Annotated in this window: 4 protein-coding genes; 1 reads left to right on the top strand and 3 read right to left on the bottom strand. The window is 42.4% G+C overall.

What is annotated here, in order from left to right; all coding sequences use genetic code 11:
* Positions 1 to 176: 176 nt before the first annotated feature.
* The gene (aceK, locus tag QZZ55_RS14580) at positions 177 to 1,904 is read right to left on the bottom strand and encodes a bifunctional isocitrate dehydrogenase kinase/phosphatase (protein WP_293268089.1); all 1,728 of its coding nucleotides are present in this window, start codon (positions 1,902 to 1,904) and stop codon (positions 177 to 179) included.
* 110 nt (positions 1,905 to 2,014) lie between these two features.
* Between aceK and pfkA the strand changes: the two genes are divergently transcribed.
* Positions 2,015 to 3,022: a 6-phosphofructokinase gene (gene pfkA / locus QZZ55_RS14575; protein ID WP_293268088.1), complete on the top strand. Its 1,008-nt coding sequence runs from the start codon at positions 2,015 to 2,017 to the stop codon at positions 3,020 to 3,022.
* A gap of 14 nt (positions 3,023 to 3,036) precedes the next feature.
* Here the strand turns inward: pfkA and QZZ55_RS14570 are convergent, their stop codons facing one another.
* Positions 3,037 to 3,678, bottom strand: coding sequence for an MBL fold metallo-hydrolase (locus QZZ55_RS14570; protein ID WP_293268086.1), 642 nt, complete (start codon positions 3,676 to 3,678; stop codon positions 3,037 to 3,039).
* Between the two features lie 24 nt (positions 3,679 to 3,702).
* Positions 3,703 to 4,188, bottom strand: coding sequence for a hypothetical protein (locus QZZ55_RS14565; protein ID WP_293268085.1), 486 nt, complete (start codon positions 4,186 to 4,188; stop codon positions 3,703 to 3,705).
* Positions 4,189 to 4,327: the final 139 nt, after the last annotated feature.

Here is a 4,327-nt window from a genome sequence, read left to right as displayed (position 1 = left end):
CAAGACCTTATTGACCGATATCTTCTCATCTCCGCTACCCTTTTTGGTAGCTTCCTTGGGAAGAGGTGCGCATTCTACAGACACCCCACAAAGAGTCAACACCCCTTATTAGAAAAAGTTATTTATTTATCAAAACAAGCTCTATTTGATAGCATCCAAAACCACATGGGCATTATTTAATGAGTGAACCGTTGCATCTGACGATATGGAAATATATCAACAACCTCGCCCGAGCCCACCTGTTTCTGCATTTTTTGCCAGAACTCTACGCCCAATAGGTCCCCATGAAGCTCATTAAAAATCCTACGTACCTTCACATTACAAGCTGTAAGAGCTGTAAACTCTTCTGGAAACACATCATTTGGCGCTACTGAATACCATGGCTCAGCAGCCATTTCTTGTTCAAGATACATTGCAGATGGTATTTCTCGAAAATTACACTCTGTTAAATACATGATTTCATCATAATCATAAAACACTACTCTTTTGTGTCTGGTTACACCGAAGTTCTTAAACAACATATCACCAGCAAAGATGTTTGCTGCCGCCAATTGCTTAATAGCTTTTCCATATTCATTAATGGCATGAAAAATTACGCTACTGTCATCATTATCGAGTGCTTTATCTAAGTAGATATTTAATGGCGTCATTCGACGCTCCGTCCACAAATGCTTAATCGTTACTGTCTTTTCTTCAACCACTAACGAAGACGGAGCTACTTCCTGCAACTCTTCTAGCAGCGCATCACTAATACGCTCACGAGGAAGTATTAAGTTTGAGAATTCTTGCGTATCTGCCATTCGTCCCACACGGTCATGGCGCTTTACTAACTGATACCTTTCATGGACCATTGATTTAGTCACACGTTTAGATGAAGAAAATTTATCTTTGATAATTTTAAACACTACCGGGTATGACTGGAGTGTAAAAACCGTCATGACCATCCCTTTGACACCAGGAGCAATGATGAACATATCTTTTGAGTGGCTAAGATGGCCTATAAAGTCACGAACAAACTCAGCCTTACCCTGCTTATAAAAACCTATTGAGGTATAAAGCTCACCTATTGATTTTGAGGGTATCAAAGAGTGCAAAAAATCAACAAAATTTGAAGGAGCATCAACACTCACCATGAAATAAGCCCGCGTAAAACTAAAAATTATCGAGACTTGATCCTGATCACTTATGGCCGTATCTACATATACATACTGATTATTATTCAATACGGGAATAACAAAAGGAATATCACCACCTCTATAGCTAATTCGCCCGACGATGTATGCTCCTTTGTTTCTATAAAAAACACTTCGGATCACATCAACATTAACCATACAACTGATATCAAACCCTAAAGGCATATGCTGCTGGATATATCGCACCAGATTCACAATATCTCGTTTTTTATTCTCCCAGGGCAAATTAAACCCGCAATCATCCAGCACCCTCCCTATTAAAGCCACCAGCCCTTGCTCTATGCTGTAAGATCGGTAAATGGCATTACCGGATGACACTGTGCGCACAGCCATCGAGGAGCGGACAAACATATATTCATCTGTTAATTGCCGATGTTTAAATACCTTACAATAGATAGAATTATAGAAGGTTTCCGCCAACTCAGAATCATCACGCTGATATAACAACCCGGTGTAACTAGCTTTTATTTCTTTCCATAAAGGTTTTTCGTAAACATCACTGCCTATAATGCAGGCAATACTATCTACAGCTTTCTGCAGCTGCTGCTCATAGAGGTCAATTCGGTATGATGCGGCCTGCTGTATTTCTAACCATAGCTCTTGCTCAAAGCGATATTGGGCCGTATCAGTAATTGCTTTAAAGAGAGCACGATAAGCCACAAAGTGCTTAAGCACTTCCCTGGCAATACGCTCAGGCACTTCCTTACTCATATGCCTCTCCCTCTTATTTCTTCATTACATTAGCTTATTTACTTGAATATCAGAAACTTCACGATACATACTACTGTCTATAATATGTTGATATCACAATAGGATATGCCATGTTTACACTACCTCATTTAAAGCCAATCAAACCGTATAAGTCCATTGCCTTACTCACCAGTGGTGGCGACTCCCCAGGAATGAACCCCGCCATTCGCGGCATCGTTCGTGCGGCTCTTAATAGCGGCATTGAAAACGTATATGGCATTCAACGAGGTTATAGCGGCTTAATTGCCGGAGACATCCAGAAACTAAGCTCTCGCTCTGTTACTAACATAGTGCAGCGCGGTGGCACTATGCTAAAAAGTGCTCGCTGCCTTGAATTCAAAGACCCTGCCATCCGTGCTAAAGCAGCCAGAATATTGCACGACAAAGGCATTGAAGCACTGATTGTTATTGGCGGTGATGGATCGATGACAGGCGCGCACTTGTTAACAGAAGAATCAGGCATTCCTGTTATCGGCCTACCCGGTACTATTGATAATGATATTCCCGGCTCTGATGACACCATCGGTTTTGATACCGCTGTAAATACAGCCTTAGAGGCTATTGATAAGATTCGTGACACCGCGCTCTCTCATGAGCGACTCTTTCTAGTTGAAGTGATGGGGAGAAACTCAGGTTTCATAGCAACACAAGTCGGTATTGCCTGCGGCGCTGAACTTGTAGTTGTACCTGAATATGAGTTTGACTTGCACGATCTCTGCGTCGCCCTTGCTGAACAACGGGCATCCGGGCAAGGCTCCAGTGGTATTATCGTTATTGCAGAAGGTAAAGACCCGGGCCTGACTTCAAGAATAGCCTACCAATTAGAAGAGCAAGGGCAAGACCCTAAAATTTGCATTCTTGGACACATTCAACGCGGGGGAAGTCCGTCAGGGCACGACCGAATGCTTGCCTCATGCCTGGGAGCCTCAGCAGTGCAGTTTTTATTAGCGGGCTATAACGACATAATGGTGGGAATACGGCAAGGCGCTGTCATCGATATTCCGTTACGTAGAGTGATCTCAGAAAAGAAAACTCTCGACCAGAATATTTTTGATATAACCACCTTGCTACATAAATAAGTAGGCGACGCAAATCAGCCCCGATGATCAGATACAAAAGGGTTGGTTTGCTTTTCATGTCCCAATGTAGATGAAGGCCCGTGACCGGGTATAAATTCTATATCATCACCCAAAGCGAACAACTTGTTACGAATAGAGTCGATCAACTGCGGGTGATCTCCGCCTGGGAAGTCAGTACGCCCAATAGAGCCCTGAAAAATAACATCGCCAACTTGAGCGATGCCTGCTAGCTTATCGAAGAAAACTACATGCCCCGGAGTATGGCCTGGACAATGCAACACCTGAAAAATCTGATTCCCTACACTTACCTGATCACCATCTTCAAGCCAACGATCCGGCATAAAGCCATCTACTTTAGGAAAACCAAACATAGCACTTTGCTTATCCAATCCTTCAATCCAGTATAAGTCTCCCTTATGAGGCCCTTCGATAGGTACTTGGTGCAGCGCTTTTAGCTCTGCAGTACCACCAGCATGATCAATATGCGCATGCGTTAATAAAATTTTCTCTAGAACCAAACCTTCTTCTTTAATAGCCGCTTCTATTTTTGCGACATCTCCGCCTGGGTCGATAACTGCGGCTTGTTTAGTTTCTTCACACCAACATAACGTGCAATTTTGCTGAAAAGCAGTAACCGGAATAACTCTAAACTTCATAAAATACCCAATACCTTATAAATTTCAAATAACTGAGACAACTTCAAAGCATTTCTCATTGCCACCTAAGCGAAACAATATTTCGTCACCTTCATAATATCCTAAAATTTTACTCCCCAAAGGAGCATCAGGCGTTATAGTCGTAATGTTTACCTCTTCAGATTGCAGGTCAACACCACCAGCAACAGGCACAATCCATAACCACTTAGGCAACTGCTTAGTATGATCACATAACTGCACAACCGCACCTACGACTATGGCAGAGTCACACCTATAGTCTACTATCTCAAAGTGTTTCAAAACTGCAATTTGACGTTGCAACTCAGCGGCGCGTACTGATTGTCCATGCGCTAAATAAGCCGCCTCTAAAGCTAAGGTGTCATATTGATTTTCCGGTTTACTTTGCTCATGAACAGCATTGTCCCGCGCCTGATCAACAGCACCGAGCATTGTCGCCAGCTCACTCTGCACAGCATTCAAAAGCTGTTCTGCCAACCGAGTTTTATTCAAAAGTCACTAGCCATTAGGAAAATAAGAACGGGATGATATATTCACACAACTATCTGTTTTATAGTTGATACCTATTTTAAGTCAATGCAAATTGAATTGCGAAACCATTATATGAAATACGCTTTTTGCCAGCTAACTA

It is taken from the genome of Neptunomonas sp. (genome assembly GCF_016744175.1).
Classification (GTDB): Bacteria; Pseudomonadota; Gammaproteobacteria; order Pseudomonadales; family Balneatricaceae; genus Neptunomonas.
Note: the sequence above shows the minus strand (reverse complement) of the source record. Positions and strands in the feature narration are given on the sequence as shown.